Annotated in this window: 1 pseudogene; it reads right to left on the bottom strand. The window is 43.9% G+C overall.

The window, feature by feature from the left end:
- Positions 1-788: pseudogene (locus R8N47_RS24565) on the bottom strand (VPA0450 family T3SS effector inositol phosphatase); the annotation flags it as partial.

Genomic DNA, 788 nt, shown 5'->3' on the forward strand with positions numbered 1-788 from the left:
GTTTACTTTATCGCTTAGCTGTTCGTATTTTTCGCTCAACGCAATTTGCTGTGCTTGCAGATGAGTTGGGTTCTTAGCAAGATCAGAGGCATGAAGTTGGCCCATCTCCTCCATAAAGCCGCTAGTTAGCTGGCTGAAGATCGCGTCTTTACCGATAATAAAGCTCGCAAAATTCTCTTTCACGAATGCTTGTTCATTCGGGTTTAAGTTTTCTAAACCCAGACGTGCTTGGTTAGCAGAGGTTACATCATCAAACGTTGCGTTAGCTGGGTTCGTGCCTGGCTTCAGATAGGCGGCATCATTTTTAAAGTCATTGGCATTTTGAGTAAATGCGTTTTCAATCAACTTTTGAGAAAAGCTTCTGACTTCGAATGTTGACTGCACTGGCTTATGGTCGCTGACATTCTCAAAACCCTCTGTTATAACACTGGTTTGGTGGTTCTGTAAGTTGCCCGTTTTGTTGGTTAAACCAGTATTATCCAGCTCACCGAAGTCAGGGCGATCTCGGCCTTCTTTCTGCTTAATATTGCCAGTGTGCTTATCTAACTGCATGTAAGTATGGCTATCGAGTGGTTTGAACTTAAAGCCATGTTTCGCTAAGTGCGTATCATCGTGGGCAATTGGGTCGTACAGCACATCAGAGCCTTCAGCAACGCGCTTCTCACGTTCATTGAGATCGCCAGTGATCAGAACTTCCTCATTTGGATTAATGCCTTCCATCAACTTGTTGCCTTCGAACTCACGTTTGACTTCTTTGTTGGAATCCAAGTGTGCAGAAATGACGTTTA

This window comes from Vibrio sp. 2132-1 (genome assembly GCF_033344315.1).